The following is a 21471-nucleotide window of genomic DNA, read 5'->3' as shown; positions in this document are numbered from 1 at the left end:
GAACAACAATACCGGGCATACCCTAAAAATGGAATATGGTTCTAATATAACTGATGAGGTAAAACTCTGGCAGATCAATAGTGTTGGCAATGGAGCGGTTGCATCGGTTTATCTATCCGGAACGTTATATAAGACCATCAGCAAGGATGAGAACTGGAAAGCAGATGATCTAAAAGCCGGCACTACTGAAGAATTCAAAGATTTTGAAGGTCGTGTGGTGCTTAAACGAATCTGGGAAAGCGATAATAAAAGTTTAAGTACCTATTACGTTTATGACGACCTTAGTAACCTGCAATATGTGCTTCCTCCAGCGGTAAATGAGAACGGACAAAATCCGGTGAGCAGTTTTGATGAAACACAGGATGCTTTTAATCATTTTATTTATGGTTATCATTATGATGGCAGAAAAAGGCTGATCCGGAAAAAAATACCAGGCAAAGGCTGGGAGGAAATGATTTATAACCCACTTGACCAGGTGGTATTTACCCAGGATGCGATTCAGGCACAGCAATCAGAACGGGCCTATGTTAAATATGATGCTATTGGCAGGGTAATTATGACCGGGGTGGAATATGGACATACCGGCTTGCGTGATGATGTTCAGGCAACGGTGAACTCCCTTTCTCCCTTTTGGGACAGCAGGGATAATGGTGCAGGAAATCTTCATGGGTATAATAATGCAAGCGCGCCGAGCTATCTTCCAAACCTCAGACTGGACGTGATCAATTATTATGATGATTATGATATACCAGGAATTCCTGCCAATGAATCATCCAACTACAGTATCAAGCTTAATGGTTTGCTAACGGCACAAAAGGTTCGGATGCTGGGTACGGAAGATTTTCTTTGGACCATCAACTATTATGATGACGAAGGCAGGGTGGTGAAAACCTATAAACAGCATTACCTTTCAGGCACCATTAGTGCAGCCAACTATGATGTGATAACCAACAGCTACAGTTTTGTTGGCGAGCTCATCTCAAGTACCCGGGTTCACCATACCAATGATGCGACCACCACGATTGCAAATCGATACGAGTATGATCACTGGGGACGTAAGATGGCCACTTTTGAAAATATTAACGGGCAGGGGGAGGTTACATTAAATCATTTAGAATACAATGAGATTGGCCAGTTGAAAAATAAGCACCTGCATAATGATACGCAGCATACAAGCTTTGCTTATAATGAGCGCGGCTGGCTGAAAACTAGCAGCAGCAACGAGTTTAGTGTGGAGCTAAAGTACAATGATGGTACTTCCCCACAATATAATGGCAACATTGCGAATCAGGCTTATACGAACGGAACAAGCAATACTTTTAATTATAGCTATGATAAACTGAACCGATTAACGCAATCAGCTGCTAGTGGTCTTGGTGAAAGTATCAGCTATGATGTAATGGGCAATATGACCAGTCTGAGCAGAGATGGATTTGGAGCAAACAATTATAAAGGTTATACCGGTAACCGGCTGGATAGTATCAGGGGATTTACCAACAGTAATTATACTTATGACGCGAATGGTAATCTGATCAGCGACAGCAGAAAAGACATCACCTTAAGCTATAATCACCTTAACCTTCCGCAAAGCATCAGTGGTAGCCAGCATATCACCTATACTTACGATGCCACAGGTAACAAACTGTCGAAGAATAATAATGGAAGCATTCGTAATTATGTGAATGGTATCGAGTACAATGGCGCTGTGATTGATATGATCCATACAGAAGAGGGTATTGCACAGAACAATGGTGGTAGTTATACTTATCATTATAATCTTTCTGATCATCTTGGAAATGTGCGTTATACTTTCGATATTTACAATGGAGCTGTGCGGAGGCTACAGCAAGACGATTATTATGCGTTCGGACTAAGAAAGGTAGTTGCAGGTGGTACAAACAAATATTTGTATAACGGCAAGGAGTTGCAGGAGGAGTTAGGACAGTATGATTACGGTGCAAGGTTTTATGATCCGGTGATAGGCCGCTGGAACGTGGTTGACCCGTTATCTGAGAAGTTTTTCAGAGTTAATCCGTACAACTACGCAGATAATAATCCTACTAATAATATCGATCCTGATGGAATGGATGTTGTTTATGGAGCCAATTCAACCACTTATACGGGATTGGATGCTCAGTCTGAATTTGCTCAGTTAAAAAGTCAATATTCAAATCAGCAAGACGACCCAGGCGATCCTAAGAAAAAGAAGCCTACAAGCAGTCTCGGTCAAAGTTTCATAAATGGGGTTAAAAGTGGATTAGATAATACTTGGCAGGGGGTAAAAAGCCAATTTACTTTAGACGGTTATTTAAAAGGGTTAGGAAATACACTCACTTTTGGGGCAATTAGTTCTGCCGATATGCTGATTGGGGCTTATGATGTAGCAGAGAATATGCCAAATTATGATTCTAATGATTATGCATTCGGTGCTGGTTTTGCAGCAGAAAAAGTTGGAGAATATTACTTGACTAAAGGAGCACTTTCAAAAGTAGATTTAGCAGTAAATTTCAAATTAAATAAAGGCTATGGGGTATTCGGCGAAAAGGGTCTAAATGTATTCGGATATAAAGTAGAGGCTTTGTATGGAAATAAAGGGACTGCGGGAGGAACGATATTATCAGTTAAACAAGCTAAAGCAGGGGGGAATATGGTTAGGTGGGATTACGGACCAGCCCACGCTCCGGCTACAGGTATGAGCTATCATTCAACTTTTAGGTTCAATGTTGGTGGAAGTACATATGGCAGTAGCGCCCAATATCCTTTTGGTGCACCTTTTGAGTTTTGGAAATATAAAAAGAATTAATATGGGTAGCTTAGATATTGTAATACACAATGCAAATACTGTTTCAATAAAAGATCTTGAGCATAATCTAGATATCGCTGATTTCAAATGGGACAAGCTTATTACCCTGCTTCATGTTAAATGTGAGAGCGTATTTTTCTCGGGGTTTAGGCTAAGCTATGAAACTAATCCGCAGGAAATTATTGATTATGTGGCTGAGGAAAAACTGTACATCAAAAATGAGGGTGAGGTGATTGAAAAAACCCTCATACGTATAAGAGAAATAAATGTAAATAATAGAGCTTTGTTAAGTGAACTTTGGAAGGCTTATGATGAGCCATCTTTAGTTTTTTTGACCGAAAAAAACAACGAACAGGATTTGGTAGACTGTATGAGCCACTACCAGTTTGGTTTGGAGATTTTGAAACGTGTCCCAGGTATTTATGACTTATCTCAAAGCTACGAGGCAGACGTTATGTGGATTCAGAGCAATGTAGATATTGCACCTTTGTTATTAGCTATCCAAAACTAGTTTATCTAAGCTGGGGCGGATGTATCGCTGAGAGATGAATATAATTGTAGCAAAGCCTAGCAGAAATGTTGGGCTTTGTTGTTTCTGTAAGAGTTCAAGTTTAAGGAGTCTTGCTTTAATTGCTCCAAGTTCTGGAGTGTAGTTTGGGGAGTTGGGAAAGTATCCAGTTATGACGTGACGGGTAACATCAGCAAACTGAGCCGGGATGATTTCGGAACAAACCACTATAAGGGTTATATGGGTAACCAGCTGGATAGTATACGGGGTTTTACCAACAGCAATTATACTTATGACCCGAATGGTAATCTAATCAGTGACAGTGGGAAAGACATTACCTTGAGCTACAATTACCTCAACCTGCCCCCTCGCTTGCGCACGCGTGTCGCTTGTGAGAGATGAATATAATTGTAGCATAGCCTGTCAGAAATGCCGGGCTTTGTTATTTCTGCAGGCGTTCAAGTTTGAGGAGTCTGGCTTTGATTGTTTCATAAGTCCTTGAGTGTAGTTTGGCGAGTTCTGTAATCTTGGAGCCATTACCAAAGCATTCTGCCACATTTTATCTTCTTCTTCGCTCCATGCTAAACCCTGGTTACCTTTTTCGGCCAGCGCTTCGAGTTGGTTAATGGCGAAGAATAATGCCCTGATGATTTAGGGCCGGTTGTACGTGCTATCGAGCAGGAAACACTTTACCTGTTATGGGGTTGGTGCCAGTGGCCAGCGCCTGGAGCATCTCCAGGTGGCGGTTTTTATTCCTGCATAGGCTTTACCGGTTTAGCATTACGGATCATTGCGCTCGTCATTCTTTATTTTTCCTTTAGGAAAATGAAAATAGCAATCAGATCGAGATATAACGCTTAATTATCAGATCTGTAGTGCAGCAATTAGGCATATGATGAACAGCTACATGCTATAAGTTACAGATCCATCCATACAAAATATAAAAACCGTATTGGTAAGATCTCTGAAAAATCCGTGCTTATTATTATCGCAATCTGGAAAAGTATCGCTGAATTACATTGGTTATCGAAACGGGATAAAATAATCTTCAATTGCTGATTTCAGGGCAGGTTCAAATTCCCGTGAAATTTTCATCACTCCGAAAAGCACGTTCGTCAACACATAAGCAACGTTCGTCAAAAAGTTTACTAATTAATCATTCGTAAAATTATCTTCGGGATTACGATCATTTGCTGCAGCGCATGTATGCTGAACGGTTTAAGTGCCGGCTAAATCTTTTAATTAAAAAACATAATTTTCGATATCTATGAAACGTACCGCTTTTATTCTTCTTCTTTTTGTATTTATTTCTGAAAGGCTTGCTGCCCAGGAGGCTGTATTTAGATTTAATTATCCTGCTGATGTACTATTAACAGCACCTGAAAGAGGTGCCGGGGGCAGGGCAATGGTACATGGTAATGGTAATTCACTTATCATGAACTATGCTGATGATTTTACGGGTGGAACATATTTAGGACGATATGCTCATTTTTCGACTGATGGTTCGGTTCAATTGCAGGCAGGAAGCCGGGTAGAATCATTCAACCTCTTAACCAATGGCAACCTGGGGCTTGGAACTGTTCAGCCAGAGAGTAAGGTGCACATTTCAGGTGATGAGTTGATTACCATGGGCAATTATGAACCTACAAATGGGATCAAAGGAATCAGTTTTACCGGGTTCAGAGATAATGTTCCTAATTATTTCGGTGCATCAATCGAGGCTACACCAGAATGGAGTTGTTGTGGGGGATATCCACAGGCAGGTTATGCAGGGATTAAAAACATCAGTCTTAATTTTATGATGCACTATAACCAGGATATTGGCAACAGCAAGTTTACGGCAATGAGTATCAGGTCAAACGGTGATGTGGGTATCGGAACAACGAGCCCCAGGGAAAAACTTTCAGTAAATGGTAATATCCGCTCCAAAGAGATTAAAGTTGAAGCACAGAACTGGCCTGATTTTGTGTTTACGGAAAACTATCAAAAGTTATCCTTATCAGAACTTGAAGCTTATGTTCAACACCATAAGCACCTTCCTGGTGTGCCATCGGCTGCGGAAGTAGAAAAAAATGGTATTGCTTTAGGAGAAATGAATAAAATACTGTTGCAAAGGCTGGAAGAACTGACCCTCCACCTGATTGAAAAAGATAAACAACTGAATAGCCAGCAAAGCGAAATGTCTCAGGTCGTGAAAAAATTAAATGAGCAGGAAGTTTTGATTCGGAAGATTTTAGAAAAAAATAAATAAGAAGATAATGAAGAGAATGACTTTATGGATGGTTCTGCTGGTTTTGATGCCTTTTCTTGGGTTGGCTCAGGTAAGGGATAATGCCGGACTAAAAGGAAGCGAAGGTGCCATTTCCGGATTTTTTGAAACTTTAAATCCGATAAATTATCCTACGGGCGCCAGTGGTTGGTGGCACATGATTGATGTCCGGCATAGCAGTCCGGATAACAATTATGCCATGCAATTTTCGGGAAGTTTTTTCGATCAGCAGCTGTATTTCAGGAAAACCAATAATCTTGCCAGCCAGCAATGGTCGAAAATATTAATGGAGGTTAATGGAAATGTCGGGATTGGTACAAGTAATCCGGCTACGCGCCTGGAAGTTATGGCGCCACAATCTGATCTTACCTCGGCGGCTGTATTTCATTTAAACGGTAAGCAGGCCTGGGGAAATGTGATTACACTGGCCACAAATGGGCAAAGTGGTAATGACGATGCCCGGATGCTTTTTAGTTACCGCAATAAGGCCAAGCAATGGTCTATTGGCGGAGGCCATGCAATTAATGGATTTGGCATCTGGGAGGATGCAGGTGACGGATCCTATGGAAGTGGTTTTGGAAGCGATCGTTTCATGGTTGCGCCGGGGGGTAATATTGGCATAGGAGTATCTGATCCAAAAGAAAAATTAGTGGTAAATGGAAATATCAGGGCCATGCTTTCAGATAATTTACCGGAGAAAAATGTAGCGGGTATTGTTTCACTGGGTAATTCAGGTATTACCGGTGCAAAAAACTGGGCCTTGAGGGGCGTTTATCAGCATGGTAATGGTGTTGGCATTAACCAGGACGGTGGCGATTTGGATTTGATTAAATCACTGGATGGAAATATTATTCTGGCCACTAAAACGGATGGTTCTGCAATGGGTAATGTCGGTATAGGATTTGTCAATCCTAATGAAAAACTGGCTGTAAACGGAACGGTTCGTGCAAAGGAAGTAAAGGTGACTGCTGAGATCTGGCCGGATTATGTTTTTTCAAAGAAATATGCAATGATGCCGCTTGCTGAACTGGCGCAATATATTCAAACACACAAGCATTTACCTGAAATACCGAGCGCAGCCCAGGTGAATAAGGAAGGAATTGCTTTGGGTGAGATGAACAGACTCCTGCTTCAAAAACTTGAAGAACTTACCCTCCACCTGATTGAAAAAGATAAACAGATTAATGCCATGCAGGCCACACAGGTAGAACAGTTAAAAATGATAGAAGCCATTCAGAAAAAGTTAAAATAATTCCAGCCGGAAGGGTAATGAAAATTGATTTTTTATGCTTGAATTTGAAATCCTTAAATAATTTCATCACCTCAAAAGCCACGAATGTCACCTGATTTCGCACGTTCGTCAAAATTATCCGGTGATTTCAATTTTTTCATTACAAATTACAGGCGAAAAAATAGTGCCAAATAACTAGAGATTTAACACGTGCGTGAGATGAAAACCAATACAAACAAAAAACTTGATGCCTATACCCTGACCGAAATACTCATCGTTCTGGCGATCATTGGAATACTGATTCTGCTGGCATTACCCAACCTGATGCCGCTGATTACTAAAGCCAAAACAACAGAGGCCAAGATGCAGCTGGAACATATTGCCAAGCTGGAACAAAGTTATTTTTATGAACATTCCAAATTCTCACAAGACCTGACCGAAATCGGGTTTATTCAGGAAAAATTAACCTCCGACGGAAAGGATGGCAAAGCCAATTATAAGGTTGAAGTAATTGCTGCATCTGCCAATACATTTACGGCAAAAGCAACAGCCGTTGCAGATTTTGATGGAGATGGTACCTATAATGTCTGGCAGATTGATCAGGATAAAAACCTGAAGGAGGTTGTTGCAGATTGATGTTGGCTTTACATGCAGGGGTTTTTATGGTACTCAGCGGGATGGCCTTTCAGGACTTTCGGTACAGGGGAATTTATTGGTGGATGTTTCCGCTTCTGGCTATGCTTTTGATAGGTTGTGTACTGCAATGGATTAGTTTGGAGGTAATGGTTTGCTCAGTCATTAAAAGTTGTGTTTTTCTTACCGTTCAGTTGGTGATCTTAACCGCTTATCTGTCGCTCAAACAGAAACGGCTGGTTAATATCCTGACAGGCTTTTTTGGCCTTGGAGATTTGTTATTTCTCATCGTTCTGTCAACCAGGCTCTCCTTTTTAAATTACGTGGTATTCTATATGGCCAGTTTGATGCTGGTGATTGGATGCACTGCAGTCTTTATTAAAAAGTCAGCTGGGCAGACACATAAAATTCCACTTGCCGGTTACCAGGCTATATTCCTGATGCTGGTCATATTAATCGAATGGCAGGTACCTGCCTTGTCGCTACACTCCGATGATTTGCTGAATAAATTCATGTGTTATGGATATTAGTGCCGAAATAATTGCCCTGCTTCCAAAGGAACTGGCCATGCAATACCGGATATTCCCTAAGCAGATTGGGGCTAACGGAAAATTGGTGGTGTATTGGGATGCTATAGGAGACGGAGAGCTGCTTGCTGATGAATTGCAGGTAATGACGGGCTATGCCATATCACTGGAAGAATTAAGTACTGTCGAAATCAGTAAAATGTTATCCCAACACTATTTAGGTGATCTTTCAGCAGATAGCCAGGCTGAGGTTTCTGTTATTGCAGCCAGTGATGATTTCCTTCAGGTATTGATAGAAGAAGCGCGACGGTTGAAAAGCAGTGATATCCATATCGAAACTTTCGAAAAACGATCGCGGGTAAGGGTGAGAATTGATGGAATGATGATAGAACGCTATCAGATTGAAAAGGCAGACTATCCGGCTTTGATCAATAAAATCAAGATCATGGCTAACCTGGATATTGCCGAAAAAAGGCTTCCTCAGGATGGGAGAATTCAGTTTAGTTCGAACAGGCAGGGTGCTTTTGATATCAGGGTATCTGTATTGCCTACTCTTTACGGGGAAAAAGTAGTCTTAAGATTGCTGAATAATAATAGCGGAGACATAGATGTTTCCAGGCTTGGCCTTTCTGAGCAGGATATGCAGCATTATATGGAAGGTGTACAGCGGCCGAATGGCATTATACTCATCAGCGGTCCTACAGGATCCGGTAAAACCACCACCTTGTATGCCACACTTAAAATGCTCAATAAAAGTACCAGGAATATCCTGACGATTGAAGACCCGATTGAGTATACCCTGGAAGGGGTAAATCAGGTACAGTTAAAGGAGAATATCGGTCTTAGCTTTGCTGCTACCTTAAGAACGTTTTTGCGGCAGGACCCTGATGTGATTATGGTAGGAGAAATCAGGGATCCGGAAACGGCTAATATGGCCATTAGGGCCGCATTGACAGGACACCTGGTACTGTCTACCATTCATACCAATTCTGCATGGGGGACGGTTTCCCGTTTAATTGACATGGGGATTCCGGGCTTTCTGGTAGCCAATACACTCAATACAACAGTGGCACAGCGCCTGCTCCGCCTGTTATGCTCGAGTTGTAAAAAAGAAATACCCTTAAATGCATCCATTTACCCCAGGCAATACCAGCCCCCGGTCCATATTGCCACGCACTACATGGCAACTGGTTGTGCGGCCTGCTACTTTACGGGATACAGCGGCAGGAAGGCTGTATATGAAGTGATTCCAATAGATGCCTCGCTTTCGCAGGAAATCAGAAACGGAAATATGGCTATAGGAGACCTGCTGGAAGAAAAACAAATCAGTACACTATCAAAAAATGCTTTCCGGCTATTTGCTCAAGGCCTTACCTCTATAGAGGAAATTTACCCACTCTTACTGACTACATAAATGAAAAATAAGATTACGCCATATCTGATCAAGTGTGTAACCTTCGTGTTGTGCTGCTTTTGTATATTCAGTTCAACAGCACAGACTATTCAGGGAAATGACCGGATTAAGACCATTGAGGAGCGGTTGAGAAATCTGGCGGTAACTGTACCAGGCCTTAATCAACCCGTTCAATTATCTATGTCAGGGGCCTCACTGCAAGAGTTGTTAAGGGCACTGGCACAGGCCAATAACCTGAACATTAATATTGACCCGCAATTAAGCTTCAAGGTGTCTACCAACTTCAGAAATGAAACGGCATTAAATGTACTCTTGTTTATGGCCAGAGAATATGATCTGGATATCAATATGATTGGATCTATTATGTCAGTAAGTAAAGCACAGGGGCCAAAAATTATAGTATTACCAAAAGATTTTCGGATCACGTATAATGCTGCTAATGATTATCTTGGCTTTGAATTAAGCAATGATACCCTTGCTCAGGTCGCCAAAAAAATTAGTCAGCTGTCTCAAAAAAATGTGGTTGTTCCTGTTGGGCTGATGGCTAAAAAAGTAAGTGGTTTTATAGCAGCAGCCCCATTTGATGTTGCCCTTGAAAAGCTTGCCTATGCAAACGAGCTGAAGATGAACAAAACCAATGATGGTGTATTTATCTTTCAATCGCTGGCTGAGGGCGAGGAGCTTTATGTAAACGGAGATAACGCCACCGCAATTAAACGTGCAAATAAAGCGGCAGGGCAGGCCCAGACCGCCTTTAGCCTGAGCGGCAAAAAAGATACGCAGGGAAACAGGAGCATTACCGTAGATGCCGTCAATTCATCCATATTGGATCTGATTAAATCGGCTTCTAACGAAGTGAACGCAAATTATTTTATTTATTCGGACATAAAGGGTACTGTTACGACCAAGCTTAATGGCATAGGCTATGATACTTTCCTGACCGCATTGCTGCAGGGCACAGAATATACCTATAAAAAGGACGGGGGGGTATATCTCATTGGTGAGCGAAAGCTGGAAGGGCTGCGTGCAAACCGCATTGTTCAGCTTCAGCACAGATCGCTTGATACCATTCAGATGATGATTCCGAATGATTGGAAAAAAGGTGTGGAAATCAAGGAATTTCGCGAGCAGAATACCATCCTGCTTTCAGGTGCTGCACCACAGGTGAATGAAATTGAAAATTATATCAGGCAAATAGACCGGGTGGTCCCTATGGTTTTGATTGAGGTTACACTTGTTGATGTGAGAAAAGGTAAATCCGTCAAAACGGGTATATCCGCAGGAATTTCAGATAGCATTAAAACCGGTGGTACCATTCTGCCTGGCATAGATTATACCTTTGGTGCAAATTCCATTAATAACTTTTTATCCAAACTCGGCAGAAACGGATCGGTGAATCTGGGCAGGGTAACCCCCAATTTTTATGTAAAACTGAGTGCGCTTGAAAACAATAATAATGTCGATATCAGGTCTGTACCAAAACTATCTACACTAAACGGGCATTCTGCCAATCTGAGTATCGGAAGTTCGAGATATTACAGCCAGAAAACACAAAATGTAATTCCTTCTCTTAATGCACAAACAGTAGTTACAGAACAGTTTACTGAAGTAAACGCCAATCTGGAAATTGACATTAAACCGGTGGTTTCAGGCGATGATCAGGTAACGCTTAACATTAACGTGAATATTTCTGATTTTATTGGGAGCCCGCCATTAAATGCACCTCCACCAAAATCTACCAGTAAATTCAGTTCCATTATCAGGGCAAAAAATGAGGATATGATAGTGTTGGGTGGATTGGAGCGTACAGAAAGCACTGAATCAGGATCCGGGGTTCCGGTGTTGTCGCGAATTCCTGTACTGAAATGGTTATTCAGCAGCCGCGAAAAAGCGAATAATAAAGTGGTTACGCTGGTGTTTATTAAACCTACTATCCTCTATTAAATCATGACGGCACATTTTAAGCAGATATTGGCCATTGAGTTCGTTCTGATTGGTGAGGCAAATTACCGTTGTACCTATGCCCTTGTTACCCAAAAGGGCAACAGTATAGATGCTGCCAATCATATTATTGTGGAGGGATCATTAGTACAGGTGATAGCGAAACTTCCAAGAAATTATCCCACAGTGCTATCCCTGAATGGTAAAGGAATTGTGCACCGAACGTTGAATAACCCCGGTGATAAAAGCAGTCAGCACTTTTCTCAGGCATTTCCTGCCTTAGAAAAAAAAGACTTCTATGTACAACAGGTCCAGCAGGGTCAGTTTTGTTGTGTAAGCCTGGTTCGCCGCACCTTGGCCGATGATCTTCTTGGAAAATTGAAATCTGCAGGTCTCCCTATATATATGCTCGCCCTTGGCGGTTTGGCACTGGTTTCAATATGGGAATTAATTGAACAAAAAGAACAAATGTTAGACCTGATGGGGCACTGCTTTGAGGTATCTGAAAGGAAAGAACCCCAGGGATACAAATATATCCAGAGTGAAGGTGGTGCTGAAAAAGTAAAGCTGGCAGGCATAACCATTTCATCAGTTTTGGTTTTGCCCTATGCGCTTGCTTTTCAGTTGTTTATGTATGGTAAAATTAGACCGGTTACGGCTGAACATGAAGGACTTGCTTTAGATCTGAAGAATTTTCTGGAGAATGCAGGACTTAAAAGAACAGGAACCATTTTTGTTTTTGGTTTACTGGGACTATTAGTACTGAGTTTTATACTGCTGATGCATTTTAACAGGGAAAATTACAGCCTGAGTGAAAGAGTAGGAAAACTCACCGCCACGGCAGATCAGGCAGAATTATTAAAAAAGGAGGTGGGGAATCAGGAACATCTTCTTTCCAAATTTGGTTGGAATGGCGGATACAACCGTGCATTTCTGCTCTCCGAAATTGGAGCCAGTAAACCCCGGGCACTTACGCTCAGGGAGATTCATTTCAAACAAGCATCAGATTTGCAGGATAAAGTAAAAAGGTTGCAAACCCTGATCAACATTAAAGGTGAAACCAGCAGCTTAACCCACATCAATAACTGGCTTTTTATCCTCAAAGAAAAAAAGTGGGTCTCGGATGTCAGCCTCCTGCGTTATCAGTTAGATAGTAATAGCGGACAGTTTCTATTTGATGTTTTAATTCAATATTGATATGCGCATTCTAAATGATATTGGTAAAAAAAAAGTGATCATGTATTTGATGATGCTTTTGGTTATATACCTGGCCTGGGTGGGTTCATTTCAAAAAACAATTGCTGCCATCTGGCTAAACCATCAACTAACACAAGCGCAGCAGGCAGATGCCGAACCTGATGCAGGTTTCAGGCAGTTAGCCAGAAAACATACCTTCTATCAGCAGGTACTGAAAGGTTATCAGGTAAGAAACCAGGACCGCGAAAACAGGTTATGGCAATCAGTTTCAGGCCTGGCCATTTACAGTGAGGTAGACATTAGTTATGATAAGCAGAAAGTAATAGCTGAAACTGATACGATAGCCATAATGAAAGGAACTGTTTCTGATCGCTTTCGCTTTAGAGGTCAATACCGCCGCCTATTAAGTTTGCTTGATACAATTGAAAAAAGTAAAGGTATTGGAAGATTATCAGAAGTAAGCATTACCTTACCTAAGCAGGATACGGGTGTTGCTCCATCCGATCAATTGGATATGGCATTGAAACTTTCCGGAGTATTACATTGATTTACAGACCTAAAATTAGGAGTAGGCAAGCTTTAAGAACCTGCTAGACAAAATACTTTTCGGGATATTTTTTATCGTCAATTATTTTCGTCGTTCGAAAACCATAGCATGTCACCGCATTTTGCATGTTTGTCAAAAAGATTACGAAGTAAGAAAAGCTACATTATACCTTCGATACATACTTTTAATTCATTTGATCAAAAAATATAAAAGCAGGGAAAGCAAATAATAGAACAGTTAGATGAAATTTAAAATTAACAGGGTGAAATAGCTGAATTATAGCATGTCATCATAAAAAAACACAAATGAAAGCAACACAGAGTAAAAAAATAGGTAGGCTGATTATATTATTTGCCCTTCTCCTTTCTAAACAAGCTTTTACGCAAACGCTTGCGACACTAAATCAACCTGGGATCGCTCTTAACCCTTCAGATGCTTTTAATTTTATGAATAATAGCGTTGGCTTTTATGGATTGGGTTGGTATAGGGAGATTGAAAACACGCCACCCATAGGTTATCTCTCCGGCTATTCCGGGCTTAAGTTTTTTACAGCGGGAAGCCCTAGAATGGTATTGAATGAGCCAGGTAACCTGGGGATTGGTACCTCAAATCCAATATCCCGCTTAAATATTGTTGGCGGAGATGAGTCCATTACCCTGGGTGATCATTCGTCGGCCTTAAATCCAAGAGGAATTTATTTTCCGGGTTTCAGGGATATCTTGCCAAATTATTTTGGGGCATCCATTGAAGCCGTTCCTGAATGGGCCTGCTGTAACTTTCCCGGCTCCGGATATCCCGGTATTAAAAATATAGGTTTGAATTTTAATGTTCATGGTAATTATGGTATAGCTGATGACAAAATCACGGCATTAAGCATTACTTCAAATGGAAACATTGGCATAGGCACGCCTAATCCAAAAGATAAACTTTCTGTAAACGGCAACATCAGGGCGAAGGAAATCAAAGTGGAAGCCGGTAACTGGCCGGACTATGTTTTTTACAAAGAGTATGACTTGCTAAGTCTTCCCGAACTTCGAACTTACATTAAAGTGAACGGGCATCTTCCGGAAATGCCGTCTGCCGGTAAGGTAGAACAGGAAGGGATTGAACTTGGAGAAATGAATAAAAAGTTACTTAAAAAAGTGGAGGAGCTCACCCTGTATTTATTGGCAAAAGATCATGAACTGAAAGCTCAAAACCAGAAAATTAATTCACTCGAAAAAGGGCAGCAAGAATTAAAAGATATGCTGAAACAACTGTTGCAAAAATGAGATTTCGAACAGAAAAAGCAACAAAAAATCCAATACCAAAAATTTTCGTCACTCCAAAAGCTTAGAATATCACCTCATATTGCACGTTCGTCAAAAAGATTCTTCAATGGTGTAACGCTGAATTAATTTTAGCACACCAGATAACAAACCAGATGAATCATTTTTATAAGACAACAATTGCTTTTTCTTTCTGCCTGTTGGGATGGAATACCTTTGAGGCCAATGCTCAATCTCAAACCATTAATGGCAACCTGAATATTGGCGAGGGATTTCAAAGTTCACTTGGCTATGCGCCCGGCATCTTCATGCTGGGTAACTCCGATGATTTTTTTATCCGGCGCTATAATACTGCGCCTAATCAAAGTGAATTCCGCTTTGCCATTGGAGATGATTTCGCTGCGGAAGACCGCTTTGCGATAGGGGTAAATTATGCCAATACCACCTGGTATGATCGGATGGTGGTACAGGGAGATGGTAAAGTAGGGATTGGGACATCTACGCCAACTGCACAGCTGCAGGTAAACGGAGGTGCGCTGGTACTCGGAACGAATGCCATTACCACCAATACGGATGGTCATTTAAGTATCGGTAATATCAATGAAGATTCCAATCCTGTAAACGGCGCGGGATGGCAGAATAGTACAACGTTCTTGCTCAATGGGAAAGATTTTACCTCGATTGGTTTTCATGATTCCGGCCAAAGGGTTGATTACATCAGGGCCGGACAGGGTACGATACAGATGGGTTATGATGCCGGATGGGGAAGGGCCAACATCGGCATGCCACTGGGGATCTGGAATGCGCAGGGTAATGTAGGTATCGGAACTTTGACGCCCAAAGAAGCATTATCCGTAAACGGGAAGATCAGAGCACAGGAGGTTAAAGTGGAAACTTCCAACTGGCCGGATTTTGTTTTCGCGCCACAATATCCGCTAATGCCACTTCACGATCTGGAAAGCTACATCTCAAAAAATGGTCATCTGCCTGAAACGCCTGCTGCAAAGGAAATTGATGCCAATGGTTTATCACTTGGTGAAATGGTGAAGCTGCAACAGCAAAAGATAGAAGAATTGAGCCTTTATATCATTCAGCAGAATAAAAGGCTGAATGAGCAGGAGCTTAGGACAATGCAACAATTAAAGCTGAATGAAGCGCTTTCGGAGAATATTTTATTGCTCAAAAAGGAGATCAGAAAGATACGGTGAAAAAAGAATGATCTGCGTATAAAACTAACTGAGTTTTAGAAATTAATGGAATCAAGGCTGTCCATTTGAATTATTCCGAAATCTAATAACAATAATAATATAGAATGAACAAGATATTCCAACTATTTATCGTGATCATGCTGATCATAAATATCCAATATGGATATAGCCAGTATGTATCAGATACCAGGCAATTGAATGAATCACCGGCAGATTATCAAAGGATTGTTCGCTATGATTTCAAAGATAGAGATGTAATAGGGCTTCCCGGAAACGGAAGCTATTCCGGAACAATGACTTTTGCCCCATGGAGCGATGCCACTGGTGGCGAAAATTACCAGCTGAACTTTAATTCTGATGGAATTTTTTTTAGGCAAGGCCTGTCAGGGAATGCCTGGGGCAATTGGCGAAATATAGTTATCGCTAATAGTAGCGGTGTAATTGTTGCCGAAGCAGGTGCCGGTACCTTACAACTTAAATCAGGAGATAAGAATCATGCCTATATGGAATTCTATGTACACAGTAATTCTCCTTCATCACGATCTGCGTGGTTCGGTTATGGAAAAGCTAATGATATTAATTTGACCGCTAGAAATGAAATTCCCAATGGCAATATTAATCTGATCACCAGCAATGGTAATATAGGTATCGATACCTACACACCCAGAGAAAAACTTTCTGTAAACGGTAAAATCCGGGCACATGAAATTAAGGTAGAAACCTCCAATTGGCCCGATTATGTTTTTGAAGAAGGTTATCCAGTTGGAAAGTTGGCAGAGTTGGAAAATTACATCAAAACACATAAAAAATTACCTGATATGCCTTCGGCGAAAGAAGTGGAGACCAACGGCATTGCGCTGGGTGAAATGGTGAAGCTGCAGCAGCAGAAAATTGAAGAGCTGACCTTACACCTGATTGAAAAAGATAAGCAGATCATCAGACTCAAACAGGCAGATGAAATGAAAACACTGGCTCTATCTCAAATATTAGAGCGGTTAAAAAAACTGGAAAAAAATTAAGATTCAAAATATGAAAAAGCCCCTACTTGCGATTGCGGTATTGTTGAGTGTAAATATGGTTAAGGCTCAATTGGGAGCCAATAAAGGAGATGCTTACCAGATTTCAAACAGTAATGGTACTACTACCAACAATGTGATGCATAAAACTTGGCTGTATCGAAATTCAGCTGGGAGCGACTGGTATTCCACTTCCGTACATGATGGTATTGCAGTAGATATTTCTTTTTTAGAACCGGGTGTCACCACCAGGGCGTGGTGGGAACGAAATCCATATACCGGTGCGCAGAAATGGGGTAACTCTGGACAAACCTGGTTGACCCTTTCAGATGCAAAATTGGGTGTTGGCACCACTGCGCCAACGGCACCTTTGCAAATTATGAGTTTAGGAGGAGAGAGCAGACCTGGAGGCATTAATGTGGCCAGTGCAAGTGCCTTGAAATTGAGCAGACCAGGTACGCCTAATTATTCGTATCCGGAATCAGCAGAGTTTAGGGTCGCGCACGGCAGTCCGACTATATGGGGTAGTCAACTGGATTTATATATTAACGGTGCGGCCAATAATACTGACGTACCCGATCAGCAGGTGATGACCTGGCTTTACAATGGCCACGTAGGTATTGGTCGTACAGATCCTGGTGCTAATCTTCACATTCAAAACTTAGTTGGGAGTAAGCCAGGTGGTGTCAATGCACCAACCATTCCGGTGCTCCGTATGGGAAGAGCTGGCACAGCAAGTTATTCTTATTCAGAGGCGGCCGAATTTCGGATCGGGCATGGGGGCAGCAACGTTTGGGGCAGTCAGCTGGATCTTTACATTAATGGTGGTGCTAATCAAACCGAGACGCCTGATCAGCAGGTGATGACCTGGCAATATAACGGGAATGTTGGCATTGGTACGACAACGCCTATAGAACGTCTTTCTGTAAATGGTAACATCCGATCGAAGGAAGTAAAGGTTGAGGCGAGCAACTGGCCGGATTATGTATTTCTACCAGAATATCAATTGCCTACACTTACCCAAATAGCTGAACAGATTAAATTGAAGGGCCATCTTCCGGATATGCCATCAGCAAAAGAGGTAGAGGCCAATGGAATTGCATTGGGTGAAATGAATAAACTTTTATTGAAGAAGGTGGAAGAGTTGACGTTGCATTTGATTGAGAAGGAGAAGCAGTTAGAGAACCAAAATAAACGACTGATACAGGTTGAAAAAGGCTTGCGGGGAGTAAGAAACGGTCAATAATTGATTATCATTTTGTTCTTTATCGAAATACTGTAGAGTCTGTTGATTCTACCTAAGAAGTTATTCAAAATGCATTGAAAAATTAAAATACAGCTACTGGTTATAACTTTTAAACTTAATAAAATGAATATAAGAAAATTGAATAACATTTTTTTAACTAATCATTATAAATACCAATTTTATCGAGGTCCAAGATTTTTCAATGACATAAACGCTTCCTCAAAATTAGAGGATAGAGGAAATACATTCTTTTCAATATCACTAATTAGCCATATGAAATTCATCTTATGTATCCTAATTCTTGTCTTCTCAACTAGTATATCTCATGGACAGCAGAGCACGCGGCTACCCGACATCCTTCCACCTTCTCCCACAGCATTTTCGATTACAAGATATGGAGGAATTTCTATAGGGCTACAAACTGGTACACCACAAATTAATATCCCAATTTATAATATCAAGTCTAGAAAGCTTTCACTACCAATTTCTATAAACTATTCGTCTAATGGAATAAAGGTTGATGAATTGGGAAGTAGAGTGGGTATGAGTTGGACATTAGATGCAGGAGGCGTAATCACTCGAACTGTGTATGACGACCCTGATGAGTCATCCACTAAACTTGCTGATCCAAATAATTTCAATAGAGATCAAGCACTTTATCAGTATTTGGAAACGGTTACAGGATCTTCTGAAAGTAGTTTCGATACATCACCGGACATATTTTCATTCAATTTTTCAGGTTATTCTGGTCAATTTATTATTAATTCGAACGAGGCCATTCAACTATCTAAAACTGCATTAAGAATTGAAGTGAACCAGGGGGCTTCAGGGCAAATTCCTGGGAAATTTAGAATAACAACACCTGAAGGTAATCAATATATCTTTGGAGGCTCTGAAAATTCTGTTGAATCTTCATCAAATTCAGTTATTGGTGAAAATTGTGGTAAAACTTATTCAACTCCAATAGATAATGCATGGTATTTAACTAAAATAATTCATGCGGATGGCGATATTATTGATTTTTTATATGATGCTCTAATACCTTACACATATCCAGTAGGTATTTCTCAAACAAAGACGCGATGGGTTGACGGTGCTCTTCCAAATTGCGCTAGTGGTGCAATCTATGTCGGAGATAGCAATTGCGAAAATTTGATTACTACAAATTCAATTATTCTTAAAAAAATATCTTTCGGAAATTCATATCATCTTGATTTTAAATATATTGGACGGCCTGATCTTCCATATGATTATCTTTTGGAAAGAATAGAAGTTTATGACGAAGTTGGCTTAGGTGAACCATCAAAGATGTTTAGCTTTTCTTATCAAAATTTTGGAGCTTACGATTCTTTTGCTAATCAATACAGCCAAAATAATCCAACTTTGAATACTCGTCCTTTTCTAATGGGTTTGAACGAATCTGTTCCAGGTAAATTAGAAAAACATAAGCATTTGTTCGAATATATCAATGCATCATCATTACCACCGAGATTAAGCTATTCGCAAGATCATTTTGGATATTTTAATGGAGCCATGAATGCGGGATTAATACCAAGACCAGATAACCAACTTCATGTTCCTGCTTTTGCAGATGCAGGAGCAAACCGAACGCCTTCTTTTTCGTCAGCTCAAGCAGGAATGTTAAGTAAGATATATTACCCTACGGGGGGTACAGAATCAATCAGTTATACATCTCCAATTTATACTGTAGCAGAAATAGATTCTACTGAAAAAAAAATATATGTATCAACAGTTGGAACTGGTTTCAGTGGTGCTGTTACACAACGTTCGCCTGAATTTACAGCAACACATGAAATGATTTCTAATTTACAAACAAGCTGGCAATATCGTGGAGATAGGAATGATGAGGATTACCATGCCCAATCGATTATATCTATTCTAGATCTTACGAATAATAGAACTATTCATTCGGAATTAGTTAATTCTGAAAATATATCACAATCTGTTCTTGTACAGCTATATAAGGGTATACGGTATGCAGTGGAGTGCACTTCTTATGGGGAATATAGCGCTGGATCTGGTAGTCTTACTTATTTTGAGAAATCTAATGAACCGGTAATAAAAAATAAGGAATCAGGTGGAGTGGTGATAGATTATGTTCAAACGTACGATCCTAGCTCTGATGTAAATGGTTTTAAAAAGTATTATTACTCTAAGCTTAAAGATGTATACAGTCCTAAAAAGGAGTCTTCTGGAATTATTGGTCTTACTCCAGTATATATGTCAAATTATCAAATATTAAAGGATTGTGGAATTCCAGATCGTGAAGGGCATATCACTTCTTGTGGTAACTTGTTTAATATGAAATCAATGCATTCTAACTCTCTTGCAAATCTATACGGTGCATTTCAACATAATATTTATTTTGAAACTGTAATAGAAGGATTAGGAGCAGATTTTGAAAATGGAGGGGTTGAGCACAGATTTAATATAGAACCCAATTTACCAGGTAAAGTCTTAATAGGTAACAATATATTAAGTAGTCCTTTTTCTAATACTGGTGTTGGTAGAAATGGACTTGAAATATACAAACACGTTTTCCAAAAAGCTGGTACTACATTCATCTCAAAGAGTGAAATATTAACCCATTACAGGACTGATGATAGGTTAAATGAAGTTTTTTTTGGATATACTCCAAGAAAGAGATACGATGCTATATGTTTTTTATCTCCGCCATCTGATTTGCAATTCAACGCATATGATTTAATGAAAAACGATATCAATTCAAGATGGGTCTATATTGATACAGTTGAAACCAGATATTTTGGTTCTGATCCTGATAATAAATTAATTACAAAGGTTACCTATAACTATGATTCGCCATATCATTTACAGATTACTGGATCAACTTCTAATGATAGCCAGGGAATAATTAAACGTAAAATTATAAGATATCCTCATGATATGGTAAGCATGGGTTATGATCCATCAGGAGTTTATACAGGGATGATTAATAGTAATTTTGTTGCTCTGCCTATTGAGACCATTGATTTTACTAATAATAATCAAAATTATCTTCTCCGAAAAAATTATATAAATAATAATGGAAATTACCTTCCGAATAGTATAGATACTAAATCAGGCTATAACGATCTTGAAAGGAGATCTGATTATAAATATGATAGCAAATCAAATATTGTATTTTCTTTAATTGAAAAAAGTAAAAAGAGCGTATACATATATAGCTACAATTTCCAATATCCCATAGCCGAGATCAGGAATGCAGATTATGCTACTGTTGAAGCCATTTTAGGATCAACAACGGTAGCAGACATTGCAGCAGCAAACCCTACTGATTCAGAAATTACGTCCTGGATAAATCAACTGAGGAATTCGACGTCCCTTAAAGATGCCCATATCACTTCCTACACTTACAAACCTTTGGTGGGGATGACGAGCATGACCGATCCAAAGGGCATGACTACTTATTATGAATATGATGAGTTTCAGCGCTTAAAGAATATGAAGGATCAGAATGGAAACATTCTTAAAAATACAACCTATCACTACAAAAATTAAGGCCTCATGAAGATACAGATCAAACAGCTGGTGGCAGGTTTTTTCCTGCTGGCGGGGATACAACAGGCGAGTGGCCAGCTGGTGCTCAGCCAATATAACAATGAGTCGCAGATTAGTGCGCCC

The 21471-nt window shown here is 40.2% G+C and carries 16 protein-coding genes; all 16 read left to right on the top strand.

Annotated elements, in window-relative coordinates; all coding sequences use genetic code 11:
* Positions 1-2803 (top strand): RHS repeat domain-containing protein (locus CBW18_RS20820; RefSeq protein ID WP_140418737.1); only part of this gene is annotated, 2803 nt, incomplete at its 5' end.
* A gap of 1 nt (position 2804) precedes the next feature.
* The gene (locus CBW18_RS20815; RefSeq protein ID WP_088303296.1) at positions 2805-3314 is read left to right on the top strand and encodes a hypothetical protein; all 510 of its coding nucleotides are present in this window, start codon (positions 2805-2807) and stop codon (positions 3312-3314) included.
* 174 nt (positions 3315-3488) lie between these two features.
* Positions 3489-3713, top strand: coding sequence for a hypothetical protein (locus CBW18_RS21305; protein WP_140418736.1), 225 nt, complete (start codon positions 3489-3491; stop codon positions 3711-3713).
* 865 nt (positions 3714-4578) lie between these two features.
* Positions 4579-5562, top strand: a complete 984-nt coding sequence (locus tag CBW18_RS20810; RefSeq protein ID WP_088303295.1) for a hypothetical protein — start codon at positions 4579-4581, stop codon at positions 5560-5562.
* Between the two features lie 7 nt (positions 5563-5569).
* Complete coding sequence (locus tag CBW18_RS20805) at positions 5570-6832, top strand: hypothetical protein (protein ID WP_140418735.1); 1263 nt, start codon at positions 5570-5572, stop codon at positions 6830-6832.
* 198 nt (positions 6833-7030) lie between these two features.
* Positions 7031-7447 carry a type IV pilin protein gene (locus CBW18_RS20800; protein WP_088303293.1) on the top strand — a complete coding sequence of 139 codons (417 nt, stop codon included), beginning with the start codon at positions 7031-7033 and terminating at the stop codon, positions 7445-7447.
* Complete coding sequence (locus CBW18_RS20795) at positions 7447-7974, top strand: hypothetical protein (RefSeq protein WP_088303292.1); 528 nt, start codon at positions 7447-7449, stop codon at positions 7972-7974. Before CBW18_RS20800 ends, CBW18_RS20795 begins: the two co-directional genes overlap by 1 nt.
* The gene (locus CBW18_RS20790; protein ID WP_216359279.1) at positions 7964-9385 is read left to right on the top strand and encodes a GspE/PulE family protein; all 1422 of its coding nucleotides are present in this window, start codon (positions 7964-7966) and stop codon (positions 9383-9385) included. The genes CBW18_RS20795 and CBW18_RS20790 overlap by 11 nt, the downstream gene beginning before the upstream one ends.
* Positions 9386-11329, top strand: coding sequence for a type II secretion system protein GspD (locus CBW18_RS20785; protein ID WP_088303291.1), 1944 nt, complete (start codon positions 9386-9388; stop codon positions 11327-11329).
* Positions 11330-11332: 3 nt separating this feature from the next.
* Positions 11333-12523 (top strand): hypothetical protein, encoded by a 1191-nt coding sequence (locus tag CBW18_RS20780; RefSeq protein WP_088303290.1) that lies wholly within the window; start codon positions 11333-11335, stop codon positions 12521-12523.
* Position 12524: 1 nt separating this feature from the next.
* A complete protein-coding gene (locus CBW18_RS20775; protein ID WP_088303289.1) occupies positions 12525-13070 on the top strand; it encodes a hypothetical protein in 546 nt (181 codons plus the stop codon).
* A gap of 305 nt (positions 13071-13375) precedes the next feature.
* Positions 13376-14341 (top strand): hypothetical protein, encoded by a 966-nt coding sequence (locus CBW18_RS20770; RefSeq protein ID WP_088303288.1) that lies wholly within the window; start codon positions 13376-13378, stop codon positions 14339-14341.
* Positions 14342-14493: 152 nt separating this feature from the next.
* Positions 14494-15546, top strand: coding sequence for a hypothetical protein (locus CBW18_RS20765; RefSeq protein WP_088303287.1), 1053 nt, complete (start codon positions 14494-14496; stop codon positions 15544-15546).
* 104 nt (positions 15547-15650) lie between these two features.
* Complete coding sequence (locus CBW18_RS20760) at positions 15651-16565, top strand: hypothetical protein (RefSeq protein WP_140418734.1); 915 nt, start codon at positions 15651-15653, stop codon at positions 16563-16565.
* A gap of 10 nt (positions 16566-16575) precedes the next feature.
* Positions 16576-17808 (top strand): hypothetical protein, encoded by a 1233-nt coding sequence (locus CBW18_RS20755; RefSeq protein WP_140418733.1) that lies wholly within the window; start codon positions 16576-16578, stop codon positions 17806-17808.
* A 123-nt stretch (positions 17809-17931) separates the two neighbouring features.
* Entirely contained in the window at positions 17932-21348 is a 3417-nt protein-coding gene (locus CBW18_RS20750; protein WP_088303284.1) for a hypothetical protein, read from the top strand.
* Positions 21349-21471 lie beyond the last annotated feature (123 nt).

Origin of the sequence: Pedobacter sp. AJM, from assembly GCF_002197755.1 — a bacterium.
In the GTDB taxonomy this organism is placed as follows: domain Bacteria; phylum Bacteroidota; class Bacteroidia; order Sphingobacteriales; family Sphingobacteriaceae; genus Pedobacter.
The sequence above is the reverse complement of the archived record's forward strand: the minus strand, read 5'-3'. Positions and strand labels throughout refer to the sequence as shown.